Genomic DNA, 26,093 nt, shown 5'->3' on the forward strand with positions numbered 1-26,093 from the left:
GGCCGGCCGCGAATCCCTCATCGTCGTCGAGCCGCTGCCCGAGCAGGGAATCGGCGGTGAGCCACAGGGCCGACGCCCCGGCGCGGAACCCTCAGGGCCGACCGAGCAGGCCCGTGCCCCAGGTGACGAGGAAGAACGGGCCGATGATGCCGTTCCCGGGGCCCGTCGGGCTCGACGAGTCTGCGGGCCCGTGCGTCACCCCGCGCCGCGCCGTGCCACGTCGCCGGCGCTCCGGGCCGGCTCGCCCCCTGGCCGGCCCAGGACGAGGCGTCGCGTACGCCTGCTGTCAGGCACCGGCCGACAGCAGCTCGTCCGCGGGGCCGTTCACGGGCTGCGGGGTGCCGGTGAGGTCCATGACGAACAGGGGGACTCCGAGGTCGTCGGCGCGGGCCCGGGCATCCGCCGCGTAGCCCGCGAGGGAGAAGAAGACGCTCAGCGACGACGAACTCATCCCGTTCAGCCAGAGGCATTCGACGGCTCGCAGGGTGGCCGGGCGCGTGGTGGGGTCCACCTGGGCGACCAGGCCGGGACCGTGCAGGTCGATCCCGGGGGTGGTCCGCTCCTCCGGCTGGACCACGTCCTGGAAGCCAAGCCACCGCAAGTAGCGTGCGGCCGCGGTCACCGCGTCGCGAGCCGTGCGGATCGTGACCGGGCGGAAGTCTGGACGCGGTACGGACGCGGTGCGCGGCAGCGGGATGTTCGCCGGCAGGGCGGCGGAGCCCCCATGGGTTTCCGCGGCGGCCGGACTGCCGGTGGGCGGAGATCCCTGCGGTCCGGCGGGCGCAAGGGGGCCGGCCGGACCGGACGCGGCCGTCGCCGTTCGGGGCCATGCCGACGCCGACGACCTCGGTGCCGCCGACACCGGCCGCACCGGCACCCTCAGGACGGTCCCGCACGGGCATCCGAGCTCGGGCTGCGGCCACTGGTCCTGCCGCCCGCAGGCCTGGCAGCGGACGGTGACCCAGTCCTCGGTCCAGGTGCGGTGCCGGATGGGTTCCGCCGGTGCGCCCCGCATCAGCGGAGGGGCGACGGGCGCACCGCATGCGCACGGGTAGACGGGCGCGGCGAAGGTGTGCGTGCGGCGGCAGACCGGGCAGCGAACCGGTAACTGATCTCCCATGTCCGTCCCCCCTCAGGCCTGTTCGGCGCCGCCGGCGCCGTCGGCCGCGCTTCGGGGTCCATCGTCCACCAACCATGAGCGCTTGGGGAGAGAGTTCGGCCATCCCTCCTTGCGCCCGCGGCCGCCTTCCCTTGACTGCACCGATCGCGCGTCCTACATTACTTCCGAATAGTAGAAGTAAACTTCCGCATTACGGAATAAGCACGGAATCGATGCTCTCAGGTGGCGCGACAGAGCCCGATCCGCCAGGTCGAAGCAGGAGCTCCCATGCCTCGTATGACCGCCGCCCGAGCGGCCGTTGAGATCCTCAAGCGCGAAGGCGTCACCCATGCGTTCGGTGTGCCGGGCGCGGCGATCAACCCCTTCTACAAGGCCCTCCAGGAAGGTGGCGGCATCGACCACACCCTCGCCCGCCATGTCGAGGGCGCCTCGCACATGGCCGAGGGTTACACCCGGACAGGCCCGGGCAACATCGGTGTCTGCATCGGTACGTCCGGACCCGCGGGCACCGACATGATCACCGGCCTCTACTCCGCCATCGGCGACTCGATTCCGATCCTGTGCATCACCGGGCAGGCGCCCACCGGCGTGATCCACAAGGAGGACTTCCAGGCCGTCGACATCGCCTCGATCGCCAAGCCGGTCACCAAGGCGGCCACGACCGTCCTGGAGGCCGCGCAGGTTCCGGGCGTCTTTCAGCAGGCATTCCATCTGATGCGCTCGGGCCGGCCGGGACCGGTCCTCATCGACCTGCCGATCGACGTCCAGTTGACCGAGATCGAGTTCGATCCGGAGACGTATGAGCCGCTGCCGGTCTACAAGCCGTCCGCGACCCGGGCCCAGATCGAGAAGGCCTTCTCCTACCTTCTGGAGTCCGAGCGCCCGCTGATCGTCGCCGGCGGCGGCATCATCAACGCCGACGCCTCCGACCTGCTGGTCGAGTTCGCCGAGCTCACCGGGACGCCCGTCATCCCGACGCTGATGGGCTGGGGCGCCATCCCCGACGACCACGAGCTGAACGCAGGCATGGTGGGTCTGCAGACCTCGCACCGCTACGGCAACGCGAACTTCCTGGAGTCCGACTTCGTCCTCGGCATCGGCAACCGCTGGGCGAACCGCCACACCGGCTACAAACTCGACGTCTACACCAGGGGCCGCACGTTCGTCCACGTGGACATCGAGCCCACCCAGATCGGCAAGATCTTTCCGCCGGACTACGGCATCACCTCGGATGCCAAGGCCGCTCTGGAGCTCTTCGTCGAGGTTGCCAAGGAGCTGAAGGCCGCGGGCCGGCTGCCCGACCGTTCCGGCTGGACGGCCGCCACACAGGAACGAAGGGCCACGCTCCAGCGGCGGACTCACTTCGACGACGTGCCCATGAAGCCGCAGCGGGTGTACGAGGAGATGAACAGGGCCTTCGGCCCGGAGACGCGTTACGTCACCACGATCGGACTCTCCCAGATCGCCGGCGCGCAGATGCTGCACGTGTACCGGCCGCGCCACTGGATCAACTGCGGCCAGGCGGGACCACTCGGCTGGACGATCCCGGCGGCGCTGGGTGTCGCCAAGGCCGACCCCGGGGCCCAGGTCGTCGCGCTGTCGGGCGACTACGACTTCCAGTTCATGATCGAGGAACTCGCGGTCGGCGCCCAGCACCGGATCCCGTACGTCCACGTCCTCGTGAACAACTCCTATCTCGGCCTGATCCGCCAGGCCCAGGCAGGGCTGGACATCAACTTCCAGGTCAATCTGGAGTTCGAGAACATCAACTCGCCGGAACTCGGCGTGTACGGCGTCGACCACGTCAAGGTCGCCGAGGGCCTCGGCTGCAGGGCCATCCGTGTCACCGAACCGGACGACCTGCTGCCCGCCTTCGAGGAGGCGAAGAAACTGGCCGCCGAGTACCGCGTCCCGGTCGTCGTCGAGGCGATCCTGGAGCGGATCACCAACATCTCGATGAGCCGCACCGCCGACATCAGCGATGTCTCCGAGTTCGAGGAGCTCGCCACCGAACCGGGCCATGCGCCCACCGCGATCCGCCCGCTCGCCTGACAGCGCGGTCGCGGACGGACTGTGACGCCGGCCCCCGCCCCGGGACTCCGGGACGGGGGCCGTGACGTGTGCGGCCCGTTGCGTGTGTGCGGTCCTGCGCGCGCCGTTGTGGTCCGCCGGGCGGGGATCAGCCCTGACAGATCCCCCGGGCGTAGTCGAAGGTGGCGGTCGCCTGCGAGTACCTCCACTGCGGCTCCAGCAGCCCGGCGTCGAGCTGGGCGGCCGCCTCGGGGCTCTCCACGATGTACCCGAAGTCCTGCAGCCAGGAGGGGTAGAGGTTCTTCGAGCCGATGTAGAACGCCGATCCGTCCACCGAGACGAGCTTGTGGTGCTGCGCATAGGGCTTGCCGTCGGCCCACGTCTCGCTGTCGGCGGCACGGCTGCGGGCCAGCTGCAGACCGTCGCACATCGCCGACGTCGCCTCCTGGCGGCCCCCCGTGATCAGGGCGAGACGTCCCCGCAGCGCGTCGCTGATCTCGTTCAGCGACTTGATCTGCGAATAGCCACCACTTCCGACGGCACCGCGGTTCGCCGGGTCGCTGACCACGATACGGACCTTCACTCCGGCGGCGATCTTCGCCGCGAGGGCGTCGTAGAGCCGGATGTCGTACCGCGGCAGCGGCGGGCACGTGGCGTTGAGGTCCTGCTGCGAGATCTCGATGTGGCTGTCCGCGCTCTCGATGAGCGCCCGCAGGGCACTCTCCTCGGGGTTGACCGTGTCGTAGTCGCGGTCGGCATTGGTGCGGTCGTGCAGGCCGACGACGCACTTGGTGTCGGACGCCGTCGGCAGGACCGGCCGGAACGCCGACGACGGGTCGGAGTCCCTGATCCCGACCCCGAGGCCGCCGACGGCGATCACCGGGACGTTCCCGGTGGCGGGTGCCCGGTCGGGGCCGGTGTCCTTCTCCAGGGCCGGCATGCAGTCGGCACCCGGCGACGAGGCGAACCAGACCTTGGCGAAGTTGTTCCTGTTCCGGCACGTCCAGGACCAGAGCTGGTCCAGGTATCTTCCGGCCGAGCCGGCGGCGGGACCGGTGAGCGCGAGATCGACGTCGGACACCGGGTGGGCGGTGTCGATGTAGTCGTTCTTCCAGTGGTTGATGCCACCGGTGATCGCCGATCGGCCGTCCACCACGAGCAGCTTGGAGTGGTTCCACGAGAACGCCGTCCTCGAGGTCGTCATCGACGCGACGTTCAGGGTGATGTCGTCGGCCGCCCCACCGAGCCGGGACCGGAGCTCGTCACGGTACTTCGACGGCACCACGTTCATGTGGTAGATCGGCGCGGCCCCGACGAGAACACGCACCTTGAGCTTGTTGCCGGCGCCGGCCGACTTCCTGAGACCCGCGACGACGGCGTCCTGGAACGCCCCGTCGGGGAAGGGCGCCAGGGTGGATATGTCGACCGTCCGCTTGGCGTTCGAGATGTTCTCGGTCATCTTCGCCAGCAGTCGCCGGGTGCCGGGACGTTCAGCGCATGCGGCGTCTCCCCAGCAGCCGGGGGTCTGCAGGAGCCAGTCGTCGGGCGCCCCCGGCGAGCTGTCCAGCCTGTTGCCGCCGGTGCGCTCCCACACCTGGCCTTCGAGACCGGGTGACACCTGCCGCAGTGTGCGCTCGACCGCATCGAGGTGCGGCGCGTCCGACGCGGCGGACGCAGGGCTCGCGGGCAGTACGGAGGCGGCCACGGCAAGAGCCACCGCGGTGCCTGCGCGACGGTATAAGCGGTGCAGCGGGGTGTGGGCCAATTTCGCATCCCTATCGTGGAGTCGATGTGTGGCAGGGGCGCCGGCATACGCGGCACGGCAGGGCAGCGCGCGGCGGTCCGCAGGCCGAGAAGGGCACCGCGGATGATCAACACGATGAAGTTACCAGGCAGTCGGCGAGCGGGACGCACCGCGGATGCCGCGACGGCGGACGGACATCGATGGCCGCAGGGCGCCGCCCGAACGGGTGGAGCCGCGATGAGTTTCCAGCCGCGATGAGTTTCCGGGCCGGCCGGAGTCTCTCCTGTGTCACCCGCGACCGCGGACGACCACTGCCGGAAGGACGACAGACATGACCATCGCCCACACCCTCGATGTCCCCGGGGCACGCCTGTACTACGAGGTACGCGGGACGGGACCTCTCCTGCTGGTCATGGGGGCGCCTATGGACGCCTCGGCCTTTGCGCCGCTGGCCGAGGCCCTCGCGGCCGACCACACCGTCGTCACACACGACCCCCGAGGCATCTCGGGCAGTGCCCTCGACGACCCCTCCCAGGACTCCACTCCCGAGCTGCGGGCGGATGACGTCGCCGCCCTCCTGGATGCCCTGGGCGCAGATTCGGCCGATGTGTTCGGCAGCAGCGGGGGTGCGGTGACGGGTCTGGCGCTGGTCGAGCGGCATCCCGGGCGGGTACGGACGCTCGTCGCCCACGAGCCGCCGCTGCTGGAGCTGCTCCCCGACGCCGAAGGGCAGCGCGCCGCGACCGACGACCTGATCGAGACGTACCGGCGGGAGGGGCTGGGGGCGGCATGGGCGAAGTTCATGGCCAACGCCGGATTCGACCACGAGGACTGCGCAGACCCGACCTCCTCTCCCCAGGAACCCTCGGCGCAGGACCTCGCCAACGGCGCCCGCTTCTTCGCCCATGAGCTGCGCGGTACCACCCGCTACAGGCCCGACACGGCCGCGCTGGCAGCCGGCCGGACCCATGTGGTCGTCGGCGTCGGCATCGCCTCGGGCGGTCTGCTCACGCATCGGACGTCCACGGCACTTGCCGCGCAACTCGGCACGCCGCCCGTCGAGTTCCCCGGCGACCACGGCGGTTTCCTCGGGCAGCCCAAGGAGTTCGCCGAGGCGCTGCGGGACGTTCTGGGCGGGTGAGCGGCGGAAGCGCTGCGGGTGTCCCTGGTCGGGACGGTCGAACCATGGGCACAGGGACACCGGGGCGCCTGAGACGCGGCGGTTCCGATGTGTGGCCCGATCCCGGCCGTGGGGCTTCTGCGACCCGCCGGTGCGCAAGGCCGGGATCGTGTGGAGCTGCGGGGCCGGGAGGTGGTTGCCGCCCGACGGTGCGAGGCTGCCGTGTCAGGACGTTCGCGCCGCCGGGTGGCGTCTGTGGGGGCCCGGTCCGGGGGAGGGGCGTGGGACCGCGGCGGGGCGATGGGCTCTCCGGCCGGCCCTTCCTTCGGGTCTGGAAGGGGGCGGGCGGCCCGTACCACCGCACTGGCTCGCACGCCGCCGCGGTCCGCTTGTGCGGCGCCGTGCGCATGGCCGGCGCCGCGCCCTCGCCGCAGACCACCCCTCATGAGGGTCTGCGGTTCGGACGGCGTACGGGAGGCGGACTTACCGGCCGACTCCCGTACGCGGTCTGGGTGTTGTCGGACGACCCAGCCGCTCAGTCCTCGCGCAGGGCGCGGACGGCCTCCTCGACGCGCTTGCCGTAGTCCGGGTCGGCGCTGTGGAAGTGGGCCAGGTTCTTCTCGATCACATCGTCGCGGGAGACCTGGGACAGGCCACCGGCGATGTTGGCGACCAGGCGCTTCTTCTCCTCTTCCGACATGAGTCGGTAGAGCTCGCCGGCCTGGAGGAAGTCGTCGTCCTTGGTGTGCTGCGGTGTCTCGTGCGTGCCCGTGAAGCCGTGGACCGCCAGTGGGGCCGACAGGGCGGAGTCCGTCTGGGCGGGGCCCGCGTACGAGTTGGGCTCGTAGTTCCTGTCGTGGCGTGAGCCGTTACGGGTCGCCATGAAGCCGTCGCGGCCGTAGTTGTCGGCGGATCCGCCGGGAAGGGCCTTCGGAGCGTTCACCGGGAGCTGGGTGTGGTTGACGCCGAGGCGGTATCGGTGGGCGTCCGCGTAGGCGAAGAGGCGTCCCTGGAGCATCTTGTCCGGCGAAGGGCCGATTCCCGGAACGAAGTTGTTCGGGGAGAACGCGGCCTGTTCGACCTCGGCGAAGACATTGTCGGGGTTGCGGTCGAGCACCAGCCGGCCCACCCGCTGCAGTGGGTAGTCGGCGTGCGGCCACACCTTGGTCAGGTCGAACGGGTTGAAGCGGTAGTCCGCCGCCTCGGCCGCGGGCATGATCTGCACATACAGGGTCCACGACGGGTTCACACCGCGCTCGATGGCCTGCAGCAGGTCGGTCTGGTGGCTGTTGGCGTCCTTGCCGACGAGCTCGGCGGCCTGCTCGGACGACAGGCAGCGGATGCCCTGGTTGGTCTTGAAGTGGTACTTGACGAAGAAGGCCTCGCCCTCGGCATTGGTCCACTGGTACGTGTGGGAGCCGTAGCCGTTCATGTGGCGGTACGAGGCGGGGATGCCGCGGTCGCCCATCAGCCAGGTGACCTGGTGTGTGGCCTCGGGGGCGTGGGCCCAGAAGTCCCAGACGTTGTCCGGTTCCTGCCGTCCCGTGAACGGGTCCCGCTTCTGGGAGTGGATGAAGTCGGGGAACTTGACGGGGTCTTTGATGAAGAACACCGGGGTGTTGTTGCCGACGAGGTCGTAATTGCCCTCCTCGGTGTAGAACTTCAGCGCGAAGCCCCGGGGGTCACGGACCGCGTCGGCGCCGCCGAGCGAGTCCGCGACGGTCGAGAAACGGAGGAACGTCTCGGTCCGCCTGCCCACTTCGGAGAGGAAGGCCGCCCTGGTGAAGCCGGTGACGTCGTCGGTCACCTCGAAGTAGCCGTAGGCGCCCGAGCCGCGGGCGTGCACGACGCGCTCCGGGATGCGCTCCCGGTTGAAGCGGGCGAGCTTCTCCAGCAGATGCTGGTCCTGGAGGAGGAGCGGGCCGCCGACGCCTGCGGTGGCGGAGTTCTGGTTGTCGGCGACCGGAGCACCGGACTCGGTCGTGAGCACGCGCTTCGACATGGTGGCGGGGGTGACCTTCCGTGCGGGAGCTGCTGAGCGTGCGAGGAGCGTAGGTTCACCCCATCGAAAACGTCAACAGTTTGTTGAAATGAAGGTGAGGGATCCGGGCCGTGGCTGCACTTGGGCGCGACAGGACAGGTGTCAGCACAGCCACGGCCCGGACGTGCAAGGGGGCGATGGGCCCCGGGGTCGAGCGCGGGCGGTCAGGCGGCCCGGCCGCCCGAGAGGCGCTCGACGGCGCGCAGCAGGGCCGAGTGGTCGAGGCCGCCGTCGCCCTGTGTGCGCAGGGAGGCGACCAGCTGGGCGACCACGGCGCCGACGGGAAGCGCGGCACCGACGTTGCGCGCGGCGTCGGTGACGATGCCCATGTCCTTGTGGTGCAGGTCGATTCGGAAGCCCGGCCTGAAGTCCCGGTTCAGGAAGTTCTCCTTCTTGCGGGTCAGGACCGTGGAGCCGGCCAGGCCGCCGTTCAGCACGTCCAGGGCGGCGCTCAGGTCCACGCCCGACTTCTCGAGGAAGACGACGGCCTCCGCACAGGCCTGGATGTTGACGGCGACGATCAGCTGGTTGGCGGCCTTCACCGTCTGTCCCGAACCGTGCGGGCCGCACAGCACGATGGTCCTGCCCAGCGCCTCGAGGATCGGGAGGGCGTCGTCGAACACCTCCTGCTCACCACCGACCATGATCGACAGCACCGCCTCGACGGCGCCGGCCTCACCGCCGGATACCGGGGCGTCCAGGACGCGGATGCCCTTCTCCGCCGCGCTCCTCGCCAGGTCGACGGAGGTCTGCGGAGTGATCGAGGACATGTCGATGAGCAGTGCGCCCTGCTTCGCGTTCTCCAGGATGCCGTCAGGGCCGTAGGAGACGGCCTCGACGTGGGGGGACGCGGGCACCATCGTGATGACGACGTCGGCGTCGCCGACGGCCTCGGCGATCGAGCCCGCGGCTGTGCCGCCCGCCGCGGTCAGGCGGTCCAGCTTGTCCTGTTCCAGGGTGAAGCCGGTGACCTGGTAACCCGCCTTCAGCAGGTTCTCGGACATGGGGGAACCCATGATGCCGAGGCCGATCCAGGCAACCCTGGGGAGGGCTGGGCCGGAGGAGTCCGCAAGGGACGGACGGGAGGAGTCCGGGAGAGTGCTCATGAGGGTGCCTTCCTGAATGCTGTGGTGCGTCGGCGAGTTCAGCGGGCCGCGCGGGCCCCGGCCGGAAGCCAGTCGAACGCCTCCTGGCTCGGGCGGTCGCCGGGCTTGTACTCCAGGCCGACCCAGCCGTCGTAGCCGGCCTTCTTCAGTTCCCCGAGGAGCCGGCCGAGGGGCAGTGTTCCGGTGCCGGGCGCGCCGCGGCCCGGGTTGTCGGCGATCTGCACATGGCCGGTCCTGTCGGCGTACTCCGCGATGACCTGGCTGACGTCCTCGCCGTTCATCGACAGGTGGTAGATGTCGAGCAGGAACTTCGTGTTGCCGAGTCCCGTCGCCGCGTTGACCTTGTCCACGACCTCGATCGCGGCCGGGGCGCTCACCAGCGGGTAGAGCGGGGACTCCGGCTTGTTCAGGGTCTCGATCAGCAGGATCGCCCCTACCCGGTCGGCCGCACGGGCTGCCGTGACCAGGTTTCCGAGGGCGAGTTCGTCCTGGACGCCCGGGTCGACGCCCTCGACGCGGTTGCCGTACAGCGCATTGAGCGCCTTGCAGCCGACCGATGCCGCGAAGTCCGCCGCCACGTCGACGTTGGCGCGGAAGCGGTCCGACTCCTCGCCGGGCACGGAGAGGGCGCCGCGGTCCGGACCGGGCAGCTGTCCCGCGTAGAAGTTCAGGCCCACCAGGCGGGTGCCCGCGTCCACCAGTGCCTTCCTCAGGGCGTCCAGCTCGCTCTGGTCGGGTGTGGGGGTCGTGGTCCATGGCCACCACAGCTCGACGGCGGTGAAGCCGGCCGCGGCGGCGGCCGCGGGGCGCTCCAGGAGCGGGAGTTCCGTGAAGAGGATCGAGAGGTTCACATCGAAGCGCTGGTCCGTGACTGCGCCTTCTGGGAAGCGGGCCATGAGGGCGGCGCTCCTTCCGTATTGCGGAAGTTCATTTCTGCTTAATGGAAGATTGCCCGGGGTGGGCGAGGCCTGTCAAGAGCGGCTCGCGAAAACGCGTGCACGACGGCGTACGTACGCCGCAGGCAGGGGCGGCGTGAGAGGCGCCCCCGGGCCGGGTGGTGGAAGTCGGCCTCCGGCTCGGTCTCGTCCCAGCTCAGGAGGCGTGTGGGGCAGGGCCCGTGGGTTGGTCCGCATCCGGCGCATTCCATCGCCGGGATCCGGTCGCGTCGGGTCGCGGGTCGCGATCCGGGTGGGCGTCGTGCCGTGGGCCCCGGCCGCCTGCCCGGTCCGCCTGGCCGATGGCGGTGAGCGGCCGTCGGCGCGGCCGGCAGCCCGCAGCCCGGTCTGATCGGTGGCGCGAGTCCCCTCGGCCGTACGCGGCCCGGACAGTGACCGGCGGCGTTCCGCCTGAGTGCCGCCCCTGTGCAGCGTCCGGGCTGTCCGCCGCGCCCATGGGTGCGTGCCCGTGGCTCCGTGCACCGCAGCGGCGGAAGCCCGCTGCGGTACGGGGATCCGCCGCAGGCACCCGCCCCGACGGCAGGAGCTTCTGTGCGGCCGTGCGGCCATGTGGCCGTCGCGCCCCCTGCGGACCGTGCCCGACGGTCCTGATGGGCATCTGGATGCCGCCCCCCGACGGCCTTGCCGTCGCGCGCCGCATCACCGGGAACGAGGGCGCCTCCGGGGCGGCCGGTGCCGCCGGGCCGCGGTGACGACGACCGGCGCCTTGACACCTCTGCGCCCCTGCCCTGTCATGATGCAAACCCCTTCGGCGCCGCCGTTCCGCGGCCTCCGTCACCTGCTCCATGCAGCACGCGCGGGTCCGTCGTGCGGAGTCGTGCTTCTTCCGCGCCGGGAGGGCCGGAGGCGAGGGAAAGGGCGCGGCTAACGTGGGGGCATGGTGCGACTGAGAGTGGAGTTCACGACAGAGCCTTTCGACCTGGACGAGGCGCCGGCCCATGCAGTGGTCGCCCGCGAGGTGATCCAGGCCGCCGATCTGGAAGCCGTGGACGTGGGGCCGTTCGGCAATACGGCGGAGGGTGCCGCCGACGCCGTGCTCACCGCCGTCGACGCACTGCTGCGCCGGTCGCTGGGCGCGGGTGCCACCCGGGTCTCCTTGCAGGTCAATGTGATCGGGGAGGGCGAGAAGTGACCGGGCCCGGAAGCCACCCCCTGGTGGCCGCCGTGAAGCCGCTGGTGGACGCGATGGGTGCGGAGGTCCTGCCGCCGGAGCAGGCGAAGCCCGACGACGTCGTCCTGACCTGGGAGGGTGAGCAGGTCCTCGCGGTGCGCCTGCCGCAGCTCTCGGACTCCCTCGATCACATCCTGGCCGCCATGGAGCGCCAGCACGGCATGCCCCTGTCCGCTCTGGACCGCAAGGTGAAGCAGTCGGTCGTGCGCACGCTGGAGGCGCGTGGAGCCTTCTCCGTACGGCACGGTGTCGAGACCGTGGCCGGTGCTCTCGGCGTCAGCCGCTTCACCGTCTACAACTATCTGAACCGGGAAAAGGGTGCCTGAATGCCACATGTTGAGACCGGAAACTCCGGATGCGTGTTCGAGGCTATGTCGCCGACGCCGTCGGACGCGCATACTGGCACACAATGACGAAGCCATCCGCGCCCCGGCGCCACCTGCCCACCAGCCCTTTCAGGGCCCGCGCTACCCGCGCGATCGAAGACTTCGACCTCGGAGACCGCGTCTCTCACGACCAGTACGGCCTAGGAAAGATCATCGGTACGGAGCTCGGAGGCGGAGCGATGCTCGTCGACTTCGGCACCAGCAAGATCCGCATTGTCAGTCCCTTCACGGGGATGCACAAACTCTGACCGCCGTTGTCAGTGGCTGCCTCTACCGTGGCCTCATCCATCCGCGCTTGCTGGCTGCAGCGCGTACTCGAACCCGCCCGCCGGACAGCACACGGCGGGCGGAGTCGTGTCGGGGCCGACTCCTCCGGTGACCGTCGCGGCCGCGGACGACCGCCCCGCACCGGGATGAGTCGCCACGGGTGACGGCCCGTGGCTCCTTGCGCACAGCCGCCGTCCGGATGCCGGGACGGCGGCTTTTGTGTTCACTGGATTTCAACAAAGTGTTGACGAGGCTGAGGTGGAAGGCGTTAGCTATCCGCAGCCCGTCCGACGCACAGTGCAGCACAGCCAGCCACGGAGGCTCCCGTGACTTCGACTTCCGCACCGGGCCTCGCCCGGTTCAACACCTCGGCGGACAGTGCGGCCGAGGCCGCACTGCACGAGGTGTGCGCCAGCTCGGCGTGGGGCAGGAAACTGCTCGCCCGGCGCCCGTACGCCACCGTGGAAGCCCTCTTCGCCGCCAGCGACGCCGCCATGGCCGAGCTGACCGCGGACGATCTGGCCGAAGCGATGGCAGGGCACCCGCCGATCGGCCGGCCGAAGCCGGGAGACGCGACCTCCTCCCGCGAGCAGCGTGGGATGGCCGCCGCCTCCGATGGACTCAAGGCCGAGATGCTGGAACTCAACCTGGCCTACCAGGAGAGGTTCGGCCATGTCTTCCTGATCTGCGCCACCGGCAGGACCGCTGAGCAGATGAGGGACGCCGTCCGCGAGCGGATCGACAACACACCCGAGCAGGAGCGCGAGATCGTCCGCACCGAACTGGGCAGGATCAACCGCATCCGGCTGAGCCGTCTCGTGGAGGAAGAGAGCGCATGAGCACCGGGACAGCGGCATCGCCGCACACGTCCGTGTCCACCCACATCCTGGACACCAGCATCGGGCGCCCCGCCGAGGGTGTCGCCGTCTCCCTGTCGGCCCGCACGGGCTCCGGCGCGGAGTGGGTGGCGCTCGGCGCATCCGCGACCGACCGGGACGGGCGCTGCAAGGACCTGCCGGCGCTGCCGGGGGGCACGACCCATGTACGTCTCGACTTCGGGACCGAGGCCTATTTCCTCGATTCCCCCGAAGCCGCCGAGAAGCAAGCCGATGCGCAGCAGGACGCCCCCGCGAATCGGGACAGCGGTGCGCCCGGTGTGTTCTTCCCCGAGGTGGCGATCACGTTCGCCGTCGTACCGGGCGAGCACTACCACGTACCGCTGCTGCTCAACCCGTTCGGCTACTCCGTATACCGAGGGAGCTAGCAGAAATGACCGATCGTTCCCGCCTCGCCCGCCCTGCGGTTCTCGCCCAGAACCAGTACGGCAAAGCAGAGAACCGCGTCGTCAGGATCACGCGGGACGGCGCCACCCACCACATCAAGGACCTGAACGTCTCGGTCGCCCTCTCCGGCGACATGGACGACGTGCACTACTCGGGTTCGAACGCCAACGTCCTGCCGACGGACACCACCAAGAACACGGTCTACGCGTTCGCCAAGGAGCACGGGATCGAGTCCGCCGAGCAGTTCGGCATCCACCTCGCCCGTCACTTCGTGACCTCGCAGGACCCGATCCACCGGGCACGCATCCGCATCGAGGAGTACGCCTGGGAGCGCATCGCAACCTCCGACGCCAACTCCAGGTTCATCGGCGCGGACGAGGTCAAGCACTCCTTCGTCCGCAAGGGCCAGGAGACCCGGGTCACCCAGGTCACCTATGACGGGTCGTCCTGGGAGGTCGTCTCCGGCCTCAAGGACCTGGTGGTGATGAACTCGACGAACTCCGAGTTCTGGGGCTACGTCAAGGACAAGTACACGACGCTCCCCGAGGCGTACGACCGCATCCTGGCCACCCAGGTGACCGGCCGCTGGCGGTTCAACTGGAGCGACGACGAGCAGCGGATGCCGAACTGGGAGAAGTCCTACGAGCAGGTCAGGAAGCACATGCTCCAGGCCTTCGCGGAGACCTACTCCCTCTCCCTGCAGCAGACGCTGTACCAGATGGGTGCGCGCATCATCAACAACCGCGCGGAGATCGACGAGGTCCGCTTCTCCCTGCCCAACAAGCATCACTTCCTCGTCGACCTGGAGCCGTTCGGCCTCAAGAACGAGAACGAGGTCTACTTCGCCGCCGACCGCCCGTACGGTCTGATCGAGGCCACCATCGTGAGGGACGGCGTCGAGCCGCGGATCCCCGTCGACCTGACCAACCTCTGACGCGGGCCCGGCCGGCACACGGCCCCGCCACCCTCCCCGCCACAGGGCGGGGCCGCGCGCCGACGTGGTTTGCTGGACAGACGACGCCGCACAGCCGCCGGGCGTGTCCGTACCGGTCCCGCCCCACCCGTACCGTCCCCTCTCGGCACCCACGGTCCCGCGGGCCGTGGCACTCAAATCCCCCAGGGTCCTGCCGTGCCCTCACCGCCACTGAAACACGAAGGACACAGCCCATGGCAGCACCGGCAGCAGCCCCGCGCATCGTCATCGAGAACTGTGCGATCGCGACCGTGGACGCGGACGACACCGAGTACGCCTCCGGTCATGTGGTCGTCGCCGGCAACCGGATCGAGTCGGTCGGCGCGGGCAGGGCACCCGCGAACCTGGAGAACGTGGTACGCCGCATCGACGCCACCGGGCACCTCGTGACCCCGGGCCTGGTCAACACGCACCACCACTTCTACCAGTGGATCACCCGTGGCCTCGCCACGGACCACAACCTCTTCAACTGGCTGGTGGCGCTCTACCCGACATGGGCGCGCATCGACGAACAGATGACGTACTCCGCCGCCCAGGGCTCGCTCGCGATGATGGCCCGCGGCGGTGTCACCACCGCGATGGACCACCACTACGTCTTCCCCCAGGGCTCGGGGGACCTCTCCGGCGCGATCATCAGGGCCGCGTCCGAGATGGGCGTCCGCTTCACCCTGGCCCGCGGCTCCATGGACCGCAGCCAGAAGGACGGCGGCCTGCCGCCGGACTTCGCCGTCGAGACCCTCGAAGGCGCCCTCGCCGCCACCGAGGAGACCATCGACCGGCACCACGACGCCTCCTTCGACGCGATGACCCAGATCGCCGTCGCCCCCTGCTCGCCCTTCTCGGTCTCCACCGAACTCCTCAAGGAGGGTGCCGAGCTCGCCCGGCGCAAGGGCGTGCGGATGCACACCCACGGCTCGGAGACGGTGGAGGAGGAGAAGTTCTGCCACGAGCTGTTCGGGATGGGCCCGACGGACTACTTCGAGTCGACCGGCTGGCTCGGCGACGACGTGTGGATGGCCCACTGCGTCCATATGAACGACGCCGACATCGAGGCCTTCGCCCGGACGAGGACCGGAGTCGCCCATTGCCCGTCGTCCAACGCCCGCCTCGCCGCCGGTATCGCCCGCGTGCCCGACATGCTCGCCGCCGGTGTCCCGGTCGGCCTGGGAGTCGACGGCACCGCCTCCAACGAGTCCGGCGAGCTGCACACCGAGCTGCGCAACGCCCTGCTGATCAACCGCCTCAGCACCGTGCACCGCGAGGCCGCCCTGAACGCACGCCAAGCCCTGCGTCTCGGCACCTTCGGCGGCGCCCAGGTCCTCGGACGCGCCGGACAGATCGGCTCGCTCGAGCCCGGCAAGCTCGCCGACCTGGTGCTCTGGAGACTGGACACCCTGGCCCACTCCTCCATCGCCGACCCGGTGACCGCCCTGGTCTTCGGCGCGGCAGCCCCGGTCACCCTCTCGCTGGTGAACGGCAGGCCGGTCGTCGAGGACGGTCGCCTCCTGCACGCCGACGAGGAGGCCATCGCCCGCTCCACCCGGGCGCAGGCCCAGCGCCTCGCGCGGATGGCCGCCGGTTCCTGACACCACTGGAACTCCGGCCGAGGGGGACGGCCCTCGGCCGGCGGCCGTGGACCCGAGCGGGGTCCACGGCAGCCGTCACCGGGCGGTACGTACGCCATGTACGTACCCCCGGGGGCGGTGACTCGTGTCGCCGACCCCCGCGGCACATGACTCATGGGCGCGCAGCAGAGCACCTCAGCTGCATCACGCATCACTTCGCACCACCTCCCTGACATCCGCGTCACCGCCGACGTGCTAACCGACCGGAGGAAGAGCCCGTGGCCGCACAGCCCGAGAACCGCACCGGAGCAGACACAGCAGAAGCAGCAGACACAGCAGAAGCAATGGACACCGACGCGGATGTCGCGCCCGAAGACCCGAAACACCCGGTCGACGCCACACTCCCGCCCCTCCGGATGCTCGCCGGCGGTCTGCAGCACGTGGCGGCGATGTACGCCGGCGTGGTGGCCCCTCCACTCATCGTCGGTGCGGCCGTGGGGCTCTCCGCCACCGAACTCACCTTCCTGACCGGCGCCAGTCTCTTCACCGCGGGTCTCGCGACCTTCCTCCAGACCCTCGGTGTCGGGAAGATCGGTGCCCGGCTGCCCTTCGTCAACGGCGTCACGTTCGCCGGAGTCGCCCCCATGCTGGCCATCGTCGACACGACGAAGGACAAGGACGACGCACTCCCGGTCGTCTTCGGCGCGATCATCGTCGCGGGGATCCTGGGCTTTGTCGCGGCCCCCTACTTCAGCAGGCTCGTGCGCTTCTTCCCGCCGGTGGTCACCGGCACCGTCATCACCCTCATCGGTGTCTCGCTGCTGCCCGTCGCGTTCGGCTGGGCACAGGGCCCCGACCCGGCGGCGGACGACTACGGTTCGGCCACCCAACTCGCCCTCGCGGGCATCACCCTGATCGTCGTCCTGGCACTGCGCCGTTTCACCCGTGGGTTCCTCAAGCAGATCGCCGTACTCATCGGTCTCGTCCTCGGCACGCTGGTCGCGATCCCCTTCGGCGTCACCGACTTCAGCCCGGTCGCCGATGCGGAAATCGTGGGGTTCCCGGTCCCGTTCCACTTCGGGGCCCCGCAGTTCGCTCTCGCAGCGATCGTCTCCATGTGCGTCGTCATGGTGGTGTCGATGACCGAGTCGACCGCCGACATGCTGGCGCTCGGCGAGATCGTCGAACGGCCCGCCGACGAGAGGACCATCGCGGCCGGACTGCGGGCCGACACCCTCGGCTCGGCCCTCAGCCCCCTGTTCAACGGCTTCATGTGCAGCGCCTTCGCGCAGAACATCGGCCTCGTCGCGATGACGAGGATCCGCAGCCGATTCGTGGTCGCATGCGGCGGCGGCTTCCTCGTCCTGATGGGTCTGTGCCCCATGGCCGCCTCGCTGATCGCCGTCGTGCCGCGTCCCGTGCTCGGCGGCGCGGGTGTCGTGCTCTTCGGATCGGTCGCCGCGAGCGGCATCCAGACGCTGGTCGGAGCCGGCCTGGAGAAGGACAACAACGTGCTGATCCTGGCCGTCTCACTGGCCGTGGGGATCATCCCGGTCAGTGCGCCGGACTTCTATCACGCCTTTCCGGAGACGGCGAGGATCATCCTCGACTCGGGCATCTCCACCGGCTGCGCAGCCGCCGTCCTGTTGAATCTCGTCTTCAACCACCTCGGCAGGGGCCGCGACGCGGATGACGTCACGGCACCGACGGCGCCGGGCGGGGAACTCTCCCCGACGCACTCCGCGACGACGCAGCCGGTGCACTGAACCGGCGTGGTCTCACGAGCGCTGCACGGAAAAAATGCTGCAGTTGGGCCCGTGCACGGTGCCGTCCAGATGACCCGGTGTGCCGGGGTCGTACTGTGCATCGAGGTCGACCATGAGGAAGTCCGGGGGCTGTTCGATCCAGTGGTCGCCGATGAGCGAGAGCTCACCGTCCTGGTAGGTCCCGCTCATGGCGAACGAGCCGCGCGGCACCAGTGGATTGGACGGAGCGGGGAAGAAGCTGAAGACGGCCGAGACGTCTCCCCCGCCCTGGTCCTCGATGGTCAGCGACAGACCGGTGATGCCCTGGTTGCAGACATAACTGCCGAGCCACCGGCCGGTGACCGCCTCGACACCCTCCTCCTTGCCGGGATCCGGTTCGGGTTCGCTGCTCTCGCTCTCCGCCATCGACGTCTCGGAGGGGTCACTGCTCGGCACCGCCTCCTCCGTCGCGCTGTCGCTCGGTGAGGGCTCGTACGCGTACGACTCCGAAGGAGTGGGCGAGTACTCCGTCGCCGACGGGTACGGAGAGGTCCCTTCCGAAGCGCTCGAGGAGGAACCACCCGAGCCGAAGATCGCCTCCGCCTGCCAGGCGAAGACGCCGATGAGCACCACGGCCGCGGCGGACGCAAGGGCCAGGCGCCGCCGTGTCGTGGTCACCGTGGGAGAGGCCGGTGTGCCGTCCCATCGGCCCGCCGGGCCCCAGCCCGTTCCCGTCCCCGGGCCCTGCGGCGGCGGTGACGTCGGCACGGAGGACGAGGGAGGGGGTGTGGAGGGCACTGTGGGCGGTGGTGTGGACGGCACCGAGGGCAGCGGCGTGGGCGGCGACGGCGGCAGGGGAGGAACCCCGCCGCCCGGTGCCGTGCGTGTCTCGGCGTCGGCCTGCCGCGAGACGGTACCGGGGCCACCGGCGTCCCGATTCGCCGCCTCCTCGGTGACGGTCTGGGCGTACTCACGGACCGTCCGCGCGATGGACTCGGGCAGCCATGAGGCACTGGTGAACAGCAGTGTGGTCTTCGCGGCACCCGCGGTGTCGGTCAGCTCCGACAGCAGTTCGCCGACCGAAGGCCGGTCGTCGGGTTCCTTCGCCAGGCAACGCGCCACCAGCGGACGCAGCCCGGGTGCAACGGCGTCGAGGTCCGGTTCGGCGTACACGATCCTGAACATCAGGCCCTGTGCCGAGCCCGTTCCGAACGGTCCGGTGCCCGACGCCGCGAACGCCAGGACGGCCCCCAGCGCGAACACATCGCTCGCCGGACCCACATGACCCCCCGTCAACTGCTCGGGCGACATGAATCCGGGCGTGCCGATCACCGCCCCGGTGCGCGTGATGGCGCTCACCTCGCTCGCGACGGAGATCCCGAAGTCGATCACCCGGGGCCCGTCCGAGGCCAGCAGTACGTTCGACGGCTTGAGGTCACGGTGCACCAGACCCGATCCGTGGATCGCCTCCAGTGCCTCCGCCAGCCCTGCTGCCAGTGACGACACCGGCCCTTCCGGCCAGGCCCCGGACCGTGCCACCGCCACGTCGAGGGACATGCCCGGCACATAGGCCGTGGCGAGCCACGGAGGGTCGGCGTCGGGGTCGGCGTCCACGACCCCGGCGGTGAACACCCCGTTCACCCGTCGAGCCGCCGCCACCTCCCGTGCGAAACGCTGACGGAACTCGTGATCCTCGGCGAGTTCGGGCCGCACCACCTTCACCGCGACGGCCCGCCCGCCGCGTGAACGGCCCAGATACACCCGGCCCATTCCGCCCGCTCCCAGCCGCGCCACCAGCCGGTACGGGCCCATCCCCCGCGGATCGCCCGCACCCAGCGGTTTCAGCGGATCCATCACCCCACCCCCAAGTCCGCGTATGCACACCGCGGATGGCTGTCATGGTGCAGCAGGCAAGCGCTCACATGGGCAGTTATGCGGAAATGCGGCCCGCAGTCACGATCGCACGCCGTACGTGCGCGCACGGCGCCCTCGAGTGAGGCGCGCGCGCTCCGGTGCGCCGTGCCGCCGCAGGGCAGGGCCGCGGCGCGGCGGAGAGCTCGTCAGCGGTCCGACGGCCAGGACGGTCTCGCCGAGGTCCGTGTGCTGCCAGTCGGCGAGCTGCGCACGAATCTGTTCGGACTGTCCGCCGAGGCTCATGTTCCCGGCGATGAGGAGGCCTCCCGGGCGCAGCGTCGCGACCAGGGCGTTCGACAACGGCGGTGGTGGGCGCGTAGCCGTCGAAGAAGGCCACGTCCGCGCCGGTGCCGGCGAGGGCGGGAAGGATGTCGGTGCCTTCTCCGGTGTGGAGGGTGACACGGTCGGCCAGACCGTGGCGGCCAGGTGGTCGTGCGCGAGCAGGCTGTGGGTGGAGTCGCGGTCGATGGAATGGCAGGGTGGGGAGCACCTACCGCATCGGCGCGCAGGGGGAGCACCTAACGCCTCGGATCCGGGTTCGCCTCCGGATCCCACAGCATGAGGTTGCTGAACAGCTCCGCCTGCTCGACCGCGTCGTCCAGGGCGTGATGCGTGTGCCGCCGCCGGGACAGCAGCCCCCGTGGCATCACTCCTTTGGCGACGGCCCGCAGCGGCAGCCCGGCCTTCGTCGCGTAGAGGGTCTTCATGTCGAGACAGCCCGAGTGCCCGAAGGGACTCGCACCGGTGAAGCGGATCAGGTACCAGTACAGAAAGCTCCAGTCGTACGCGGCCGGATAACCGCACATCACCGGCTGCGCGCCCGTGGACACCTCCTGCACCCATGCGGAGAACTCGCTCATGGCGGTGGCCGCATCACTGCCCTCCCTGAGCAGCCGGTCCCGGTCGAGACCGCTCACCGCAAGCGCCTGGGGGACGAACTCCTCACTGATCGGCCGCAGCTCGCGGTAGAACGTGCCCGCCTCCGGGTCCTCGGCCGGGACGTACCCGTGCTCGTCCTGCCGGCCCGCGACCGCTGCACCGAGGCTGATCATCGAGTACGGGCCCGGGATCGGACCATCGGCCTCGATGTCGACGGAGATGTACAGACTGGGCTTGACGCGACGTGCTGTTCGTGGAGACATGTGCCGAGCCTGGCAGGCCGACAGGCCCCGGGTCACCGGGATTTCCCGGCAGTCGTGCCGCCGGTGCGTGCCGCACCCCCGGCCGGTGGTGCACCAACCCCCCCGGCGCACCTGTCCGTCCCCCTCCCCGGTGGACCGGCGGAAGGCGTCACCCGGGCGGCCCGTGGGCGGCTGCACGGCGAGGCGGTGCGCCGGACACTGAGCGTGACATGGGCACTCTCGGGAAGCTGACGCCACGGCAGCGCGCTGCCATGGCCGCCACGATGACCGCGAGCGCCCTGCTGTTCTCCAGCCTGACGAGCGTCGTCGTCGCCCTGCCCGCGATCCAGCGTGACTTCGGCATCAGCAGTTCCACACTGCACTGGGTGATCGTGGCCGCGCTGCTGCCGCTGTGTGCCGTGGCCGTGGTGACCGGCCGGCTGGGCGATGTGTTCGGCAGGCGCCGGGTGTTCCTGCTGGGCATGCTCTTCTTCGCCGTGGGCTCGACGCTGTGTGCGACAGCCCCGGACGGGTACTTCCTGGTGGCGGCACGCGCCGTGCAGGGACTCGGCATCGCGCTGGCCGTACCGCTCGCCCTGGCGAATCTGACGGCGGCACTGCCCGGGCACCTGCTCGGATGGGCGATCGGCGTACAGACCGCGGTGTCCACGTTCTTCGGGATCGCCGTGCCACTGGGGATCGCCCTGCTGGTGGAGTACGGGAGCTGGCGCTGGGCTTTCGCCGCCACCGTCCCGGTCGCGGTGCTCGTGATCGTCCTGGCACGCCGGTACCTGTACGAGACCCGCGGCCCTGCCGGAGCGTCGATGGACATCAGGGGATGCCTCCTCATGGGCTCCGGACTCACCCTCGTGGTCCTCGGCTGCGAACGGTCGTCGGACTGGGGCCTCTCGGACATCCGCACCCTGCTCCCGCTGACCCTCGGCATCGCACTGCTCGGCGCCTTCGTCCGGGTCGAACGGCGCGTCGCCGACCCGCTCCTCGACCTGCGGCCACTGCGCCGGCCCGAGGCATCCGTTCCGGTGGCCGCCCTGGCGCTCGCCCAGTGCGCGGCGCTCTGCCTGGTCATCTACGTGACCTTGTACCTGCAGCATGTGCTCGACTTCGGCGCACTGCACACGGGCCTGCTGCTCATCAGCACCGGCCTGGGCACCGTCGTGCTCTCACCGCTCGTGGGGCGGCTCACCGACCGCGGCCACGGCCCATGGCTGATCGTCACGGGTCTGACCGTGCTGGGACTCGGCCTGCTGTGGCTCACCTACGGGGTGACGCACCGGCACGACACCCTGCTCGTCCCGGCGCTGGTGCTCTTCGGCATCGCGCCGCCGCTGGTCTACCCGTCGTCGACCGGGCTGATCATGGCCGCGGTGTCCGAGTCCGCGCGGGGCGTGGGCGCGAGCCTGTCGGTGCAGAGCCGTCAGATCGGCGCGACGCTGGGGCTCGCACTGATGAACGCGCTGTTCACCACGGTCGAATGGCAGGAGCGCAACAGTCTGCGGGCGAGCTCGGGCACCGCCTTCACGGTGGCGGAACAGAACGCGTTCGACGACGCCCTGTCACAGGAGACGGAGGGAGGCGAGCTGCCGGCCCGGCTGCCCGGTGTGTCCCGGGCCCGGGTCCGTGCCGCGGCCGACAACGCATTCGTCGCCGCGATCGAGATCAGCTTCCTGGTGCTGGCCGGACTGCTGCTGCTCGCCGCCCTGGTCGCGTGCGCCGTGTACGTCAGCCGGGCCGCTGCCCGGCCCCGGAAGAGGTCCCCGGAGCCCGACTCCGCCAGGCGACCGGGCCGCGCCAGCCGTGGCGGAGAGCCAGCAACCGAAGGCCGAAGGTGGCGAGCATGGCCGCGCCGGCGCTGATCGGCCCGAGCGCGCCGAACTCGAGCAGCACGGCCACGGTGCCCGCCCCGAGAACGGACGGCAGCGCATACATCTCGCGGTCACGCCGGAGCAGAGAGGGGATCTCCCCGGCGAGGAGGTCCCGCAGCACGCCACCCCCCACGGCGGTCGCGACCCCGATGGCGGCGGCGTGGAACGGCTCGATGCCCCAGAAGGCGGCCTTCACCGTGCCCGACACGGAGAACAGCCCGAGCCCTGCCGCATCGACGACCTGGACCGCAGCGCCGATGCGGTTGATCGCCGGGTGCAGGAAGAACACCACCGCGGCGGCCACGAGCGGCGTGGTGAAGTAGCCCATGTCCCTGAAGGCCGCGGGCGGTACGTCCCCGATGACGAGATCGCGGAACACCCCGCCGCCCAGGGCGGTGATCTCTGCGAGGGCCGCGATGCCGAAGACGTCGAAGCCCTTGCGGACGGCCACCAGCGCTCCGGTGACGGCGAAGATGAAGATGCCCGCCAGGTCCGCGACCGTGTGCACCGAGTGTTCGAACAACTCGTACACGTTCGACACACGGGAAGTGTTCCTGGCCGGGGCAGCCGGAAAGCTCCGCCATTGGAGCGGCGTACGGCAGCGGCGCCCGCAGCCGCCGCCCCAGGGCCTCTCGTTTGGATCTTGCCGGGCTCGCGTGCCCCGGCACGCACGCTTGCACGCACCGGACCCCGCTCACCGATCCGGCCTGATCCGAACGGAAGACCCCAGGCGCATGGATCACCCGGCGGCGGCAGGCGTCCAGCCCGGGTCCCGCCCGCTCAGCCCGATGACCCGGTCGAGCAACGGGGCCTGCTCGGCGACCGGGACGACGGGTCCGAACATGCCCCCGCCCCCGGAATCGTCCCCCGAGGCCTCCAGCAGGCGGTACGACACCTGCAGGCTTGCCTCGTCCGGGTCGTAGTCCTGGCCCGTGGCACGGGCCAGATCCCAGCCGTGGACGAGCAGTTCGTTGAGCGCGACCCGGCCGGCGATCGCCGCCGGGAAGGTCAACCCGCCCGCCTGTGTCTCGCCGTCCCAGGCCCCCGGGGCGCGCCACGCCGTGGCCATTTCGTCCAGCAGGCGCGGCAGCGCCGTACGCCAGTCGTCCGCCAGCACCGGAGTGACCGTGCTCGGATCGGTGCCCGTCGACGGGCCGAGATCCTTGCGCGCGGCGTCCCGGAAGGCGACGGACAGCCCCACGACATGGGCGAGCAGTTCCCGCACGGCATAGTCGGGACAGGGCGTCGGCCCCCCGAGGCTCGCGTCGTCGACGTTCTCCGCCAGCCGCGCCATCCCGGAGGCCACCGGTCCGAGGTCCAGAGTGTTCATCTCGTTCGTCTCCATGAAGGGAAGACCTTCCCCGGTGCGGAAATTCATCGCCCACCGGCCGGGGACAGGCGATCCGGGCTCCGCCGCCCGCCGGACGGCGGTGCAGCGGCGTGACCGTACGCCCGATCGGGCGAGGCGCACGTGGCAGGACGCGCCGGGCGCCCTCGGCGCCCATACGCTCCCGTGGGTGACCCGTACCACCCGCACCAGTGCCCTGAACACCGGCCTCGGCGACTTCCTCGCCTGGGCGGAGACGGAACGGGGAGCCCCGCTGCCCGTACGCCCCGCCGATGCCGTGCTGACGCTGCTCGCCCTGCGCGGCGCGGACCGCAGGGCGGGCGTACCCGAGCCGACCCCGGAGCTCCTGCGCCGCGTACTGCTCGAGGACCTTCCGCTGTTCCTCCAGGCGACCGCGGACGAACTCGCGGCCGTGCCCGACGTCCTCACCGCCCTCGCCGACCGGGTCCGTGCGGCGAACCGGCTCAATGCCAAGCGGCACGAGCGGCTCCTCGCGGCGATCCCGGACGCACTCCCCGAGTTCGGGCGGGTCATGAACGATCCCCGCAATCTGACCTGGCCGCGCTGGTACGCATCGCTGCTGCGCGACGAGGGTGTCGACGCCGAGGACTCCGACGCGGTACGCACCTGGCTCGCCGCACTGGACGCCTCGCCCCACGAGGACCGGCCCCGGCTTCCCTCCCCGCTGCACCGTTCCGACGTCACGACCGCCACCTTCGTCGCCCGGGTCCGGCTCACCGAGGCGCTGCTGGCCGCATTCGCCCGTGATGTCGAAGGCCCGTCTCCAGCGGGCCCGCTGCTGCCCGCCACCCCCGCGCTCTCCGCCGACCGTCCACAGGACGCGCTCGTCGACGAGCTGGAGGCCCTCGCGGCCGCGCTGACCGACCACTGGACGGCCGCGGGCCTCACCGCCGCCCTCACGGGCCCGCACGAGGGTCTGGCCCCCGGTCCCGAGGCGCTGCCGCACGTCGTCCTCGCCGACCGACTGCTCGACGAACACCTCGACTACTACGGCGACCCCGCCGTCCCGCTCCCTCCGCCGGCCGCACTGCCGGCGCCCGACGAGATCAAGGCACTCCTCCACGCCGCCCCGCTCCCCGCCTCGCTCCCGGCCGGGGCCGGCGACGTACGCGAACTGGCCGAGCTCTGCGGTTTCCCCGGCCCGGCCGACGACGTATGGACCGGCGGAACCCCGGAGGAGCTCACCGAACTCGGCGCCGACATCCTGGCCGCCGTCGTCGAGCGCATCGCCGCCGACTCCGGCCCCGACGACGAGTACGTGCTCGACGCGGCCCACGTTCTCTACGCGCTGTACGAGCGCGGCGGCACCCCCGACTCCGTGGCCCGGAAGGCATCCGACCACGCCGACTGGATGATCGCCCCCGAACTGGAGGACGCCCCCGTTCCGGTCCCGGACACGGCGCCTCCCGGCTACACGACCCCCATGCCCGCCGAGCTGTCCACCCTGTTGGGCCTACCCGGCCTGGAGGAGGCCGACCGCACGGAACTCGACGGCCACGCCCGCGCCCTCGCCGCCGTCGTCGACGACCTGGCCGCGACCGGATGCGTCTTCCGCACCGGCGACACCTACGGTCTGACCCCGCTCGGCAGTGCCGTCCTGCGGCACGTACTGGCAGTGGGCCATGTCGCGGCACCCGATGACACGACCGTCTCCGCCTGGGACGCCACGGAGACCGTCACCGCGGTCCAGTACTGGCCCGAGCACATCGCCGCCGCCACACTGGCGCAGTGGACCGGCGCCCGCGGCGGTACCGACGCGGCCTGGAGCGAACTCCTCGACGCGGCCTCGGCCGCCCACCCCTCGGTCTCCCTGCCCGAACTCTTCGTCCGCCTCGACCGGGTCCCCGTCCCCGCACCGTCACTGCGCACAGCCCTCGGCGACCCCGTGACCGGCGACTACGCCCGACACGCCCTGCTCGCCCGGGGCGAGGACGTCCCTGCGGACAGCATCCCGCCGACCGCCCGGGCGACGCGGGTACTCGACGAACTCTCGGCCCGCGCGGCAGAGGACATGCGCGCCTTCGTGGACGCCGCCGCCGAGGACCGCGAACCCGCCAGGGCCCCCACGGCCCTGCTCGACGCCTTCGACGAGGCCGCCGCCGACTGGCCCGGCGGCGCCGGGGCCCTTCTCACCGCGCTCGCCGCCGCCGACCCGACCACCTCCCCCCGCGTCCTCGAGGATCTGCGCGACCGCCATCCCGACATCGGGGTGGCGGATCTGGCGTCACACGCGGCGAAAACGGTCAGGGGCGCCGGGCGGGCACGGCAGCGGCGCCACTGACCCCCGTCACGGCCGGG

The 26,093-nt window shown here is 70.8% G+C and carries 21 protein-coding genes and 1 pseudogene; 12 read left to right on the forward strand and 10 right to left on the reverse strand.

Annotation, left to right across the window (positions count from 1 at the left end; genetic code table 11):
* Positions 1-286: 286 nt before the first annotated feature.
* Positions 287-1,120, reverse strand: coding sequence for a hypothetical protein (locus AC068D_RS01260; RefSeq protein ID WP_478820830.1), 834 nt, complete (start codon positions 1,118-1,120; stop codon positions 287-289).
* 267 nt (positions 1,121-1,387) lie between these two features.
* Here AC068D_RS01260 and gcl point away from each other — a divergent pair, with 267 nt between their 5' ends.
* Entirely contained in the window at positions 1,388-3,172 is a 1,785-nt protein-coding gene (gcl, locus tag AC068D_RS01265) for a glyoxylate carboligase (RefSeq protein ID WP_478820831.1), read from the forward strand.
* Positions 3,173-3,299: 127 nt separating this feature from the next.
* Here gcl and AC068D_RS01270 read toward each other — a convergent pair whose 3' ends face one another.
* Positions 3,300-4,868: a phospholipase D-like domain-containing protein gene (locus AC068D_RS01270; RefSeq protein ID WP_478820832.1), complete on the reverse strand. Its 1,569-nt coding sequence runs from the start codon at positions 4,866-4,868 to the stop codon at positions 3,300-3,302.
* A gap of 358 nt (positions 4,869-5,226) precedes the next feature.
* Between AC068D_RS01270 and AC068D_RS01275 the strand changes: the two genes are divergently transcribed.
* On the forward strand, positions 5,227-6,036 hold the full coding sequence (locus AC068D_RS01275) for an alpha/beta fold hydrolase (RefSeq protein WP_478820833.1): 810 nt from the start codon (positions 5,227-5,229) through the stop codon (positions 6,034-6,036).
* Between the two features lie 514 nt (positions 6,037-6,550).
* Here the strand turns inward: AC068D_RS01275 and AC068D_RS01280 are convergent.
* From AC068D_RS01280 to AC068D_RS01290, 3 genes are all read right to left on the reverse strand, one after another.
* Positions 6,551-8,017, reverse strand: coding sequence for a catalase (locus tag AC068D_RS01280; protein WP_478820834.1), 1,467 nt, complete (start codon positions 8,015-8,017; stop codon positions 6,551-6,553).
* A gap of 203 nt (positions 8,018-8,220) precedes the next feature.
* Positions 8,221-9,162, reverse strand: coding sequence for a 2-hydroxy-3-oxopropionate reductase (locus tag AC068D_RS01285; RefSeq protein WP_478820835.1), 942 nt, complete (start codon positions 9,160-9,162; stop codon positions 8,221-8,223).
* 38 nt (positions 9,163-9,200) lie between these two features.
* Positions 9,201-10,058, reverse strand: coding sequence for a TIM barrel protein (locus AC068D_RS01290; protein WP_478820836.1), 858 nt, complete (start codon positions 10,056-10,058; stop codon positions 9,201-9,203).
* A 940-nt stretch (positions 10,059-10,998) separates the two neighbouring features.
* Between AC068D_RS01290 and AC068D_RS01295 the strand changes: the two genes are divergently transcribed.
* The 8 genes from AC068D_RS01295 to AC068D_RS01330 all read left to right on the forward strand — a co-directional run bounded on the left by AC068D_RS01295 (position 10,999) and on the right by AC068D_RS01330 (position 17,529).
* Positions 10,999-11,250, forward strand: a complete 252-nt coding sequence (locus AC068D_RS01295) for a YkoF family thiamine-binding protein (RefSeq protein ID WP_478821373.1) — start codon at positions 10,999-11,001, stop codon at positions 11,248-11,250.
* Entirely contained in the window at positions 11,247-11,615 is a 369-nt protein-coding gene (locus AC068D_RS01300) for a helix-turn-helix domain-containing protein (protein WP_478820837.1), read from the forward strand. Before AC068D_RS01295 ends, AC068D_RS01300 begins: the two co-directional genes overlap by 4 nt.
* An 83-nt stretch (positions 11,616-11,698) precedes the next feature.
* Positions 11,699-11,923, forward strand: a complete 225-nt coding sequence (locus tag AC068D_RS01305) for a hypothetical protein (protein ID WP_478820838.1) — start codon at positions 11,699-11,701, stop codon at positions 11,921-11,923.
* Between the two features lie 345 nt (positions 11,924-12,268).
* Positions 12,269-12,781 carry a 2-oxo-4-hydroxy-4-carboxy-5-ureidoimidazoline decarboxylase gene (uraD, locus tag AC068D_RS01310; protein WP_478820839.1) on the forward strand — a complete coding sequence of 171 codons (513 nt, stop codon included), beginning with the start codon at positions 12,269-12,271 and terminating at the stop codon, positions 12,779-12,781.
* Entirely contained in the window at positions 12,778-13,206 is a 429-nt protein-coding gene (gene uraH / locus AC068D_RS01315) for a hydroxyisourate hydrolase (protein WP_478820840.1), read from the forward strand. Before uraD ends, uraH begins: the two co-directional genes overlap by 4 nt.
* Before the next feature lie 5 nt (positions 13,207-13,211).
* On the forward strand, positions 13,212-14,159 hold the full coding sequence (gene pucL / locus AC068D_RS01320) for a factor-independent urate hydroxylase (protein WP_478820841.1): 948 nt from the start codon (positions 13,212-13,214) through the stop codon (positions 14,157-14,159).
* A gap of 233 nt (positions 14,160-14,392) precedes the next feature.
* Positions 14,393-15,784, forward strand: a complete 1,392-nt coding sequence (locus tag AC068D_RS01325; RefSeq protein ID WP_478820842.1) for an 8-oxoguanine deaminase — start codon at positions 14,393-14,395, stop codon at positions 15,782-15,784.
* A gap of 323 nt (positions 15,785-16,107) precedes the next feature.
* Positions 16,108-17,529 carry a nucleobase:cation symporter-2 family protein gene (locus AC068D_RS01330; protein ID WP_478821374.1) on the forward strand — a complete coding sequence of 474 codons (1,422 nt, stop codon included), beginning with the start codon at positions 16,108-16,110 and terminating at the stop codon, positions 17,527-17,529.
* 12 nt (positions 17,530-17,541) lie between these two features.
* Here AC068D_RS01330 and AC068D_RS01335 read toward each other — a convergent pair whose 3' ends face one another.
* The 3 genes from AC068D_RS01335 to AC068D_RS01345 form a co-directional block, all read right to left on the reverse strand.
* Complete coding sequence (locus AC068D_RS01335) at positions 17,542-19,362, reverse strand: serine/threonine-protein kinase (protein WP_478820843.1); 1,821 nt, start codon at positions 19,360-19,362, stop codon at positions 17,542-17,544.
* Between the two features lie 99 nt (positions 19,363-19,461).
* Complete coding sequence (locus AC068D_RS01340; RefSeq protein ID WP_478820844.1) at positions 19,462-19,722, reverse strand: hypothetical protein; 261 nt, start codon at positions 19,720-19,722, stop codon at positions 19,462-19,464.
* A 218-nt stretch (positions 19,723-19,940) separates the two neighbouring features.
* Positions 19,941-20,564, reverse strand: a complete 624-nt coding sequence (locus AC068D_RS01345; RefSeq protein WP_478820845.1) for a 3'-5' exonuclease — start codon at positions 20,562-20,564, stop codon at positions 19,941-19,943.
* Positions 20,565-20,773: 209 nt separating this feature from the next.
* Between AC068D_RS01345 and AC068D_RS01350 the strand changes: the two are divergent.
* Positions 20,774-21,988, forward strand: a pseudogene (locus AC068D_RS01350) (MFS transporter); the annotation flags it as partial.
* Between the two features lie 295 nt (positions 21,989-22,283).
* Here AC068D_RS01350 and AC068D_RS01355 read toward each other — a convergent pair.
* The gene (locus tag AC068D_RS01355) at positions 22,284-22,967 is read right to left on the reverse strand and encodes a trimeric intracellular cation channel family protein (RefSeq protein ID WP_478820846.1); all 684 of its coding nucleotides are present in this window, start codon (positions 22,965-22,967) and stop codon (positions 22,284-22,286) included.
* A 198-nt stretch (positions 22,968-23,165) separates the two neighbouring features.
* Positions 23,166-23,771: a TIGR03086 family metal-binding protein gene (locus tag AC068D_RS01360; RefSeq protein ID WP_478820847.1), complete on the reverse strand. Its 606-nt coding sequence runs from the start codon at positions 23,769-23,771 to the stop codon at positions 23,166-23,168.
* 172 nt (positions 23,772-23,943) lie between these two features.
* Here AC068D_RS01360 and AC068D_RS01365 point away from each other — a divergent pair, with 172 nt between their 5' ends.
* A complete protein-coding gene (locus AC068D_RS01365; protein WP_478820848.1) occupies positions 23,944-26,076 on the forward strand; it encodes a hypothetical protein in 2,133 nt (710 codons plus the stop codon).
* The last annotated feature ends 17 nt before the right edge of the window (positions 26,077-26,093 follow it).

It is taken from the genome of Streptomyces sp. NPDC043861 (genome assembly GCF_056435905.1).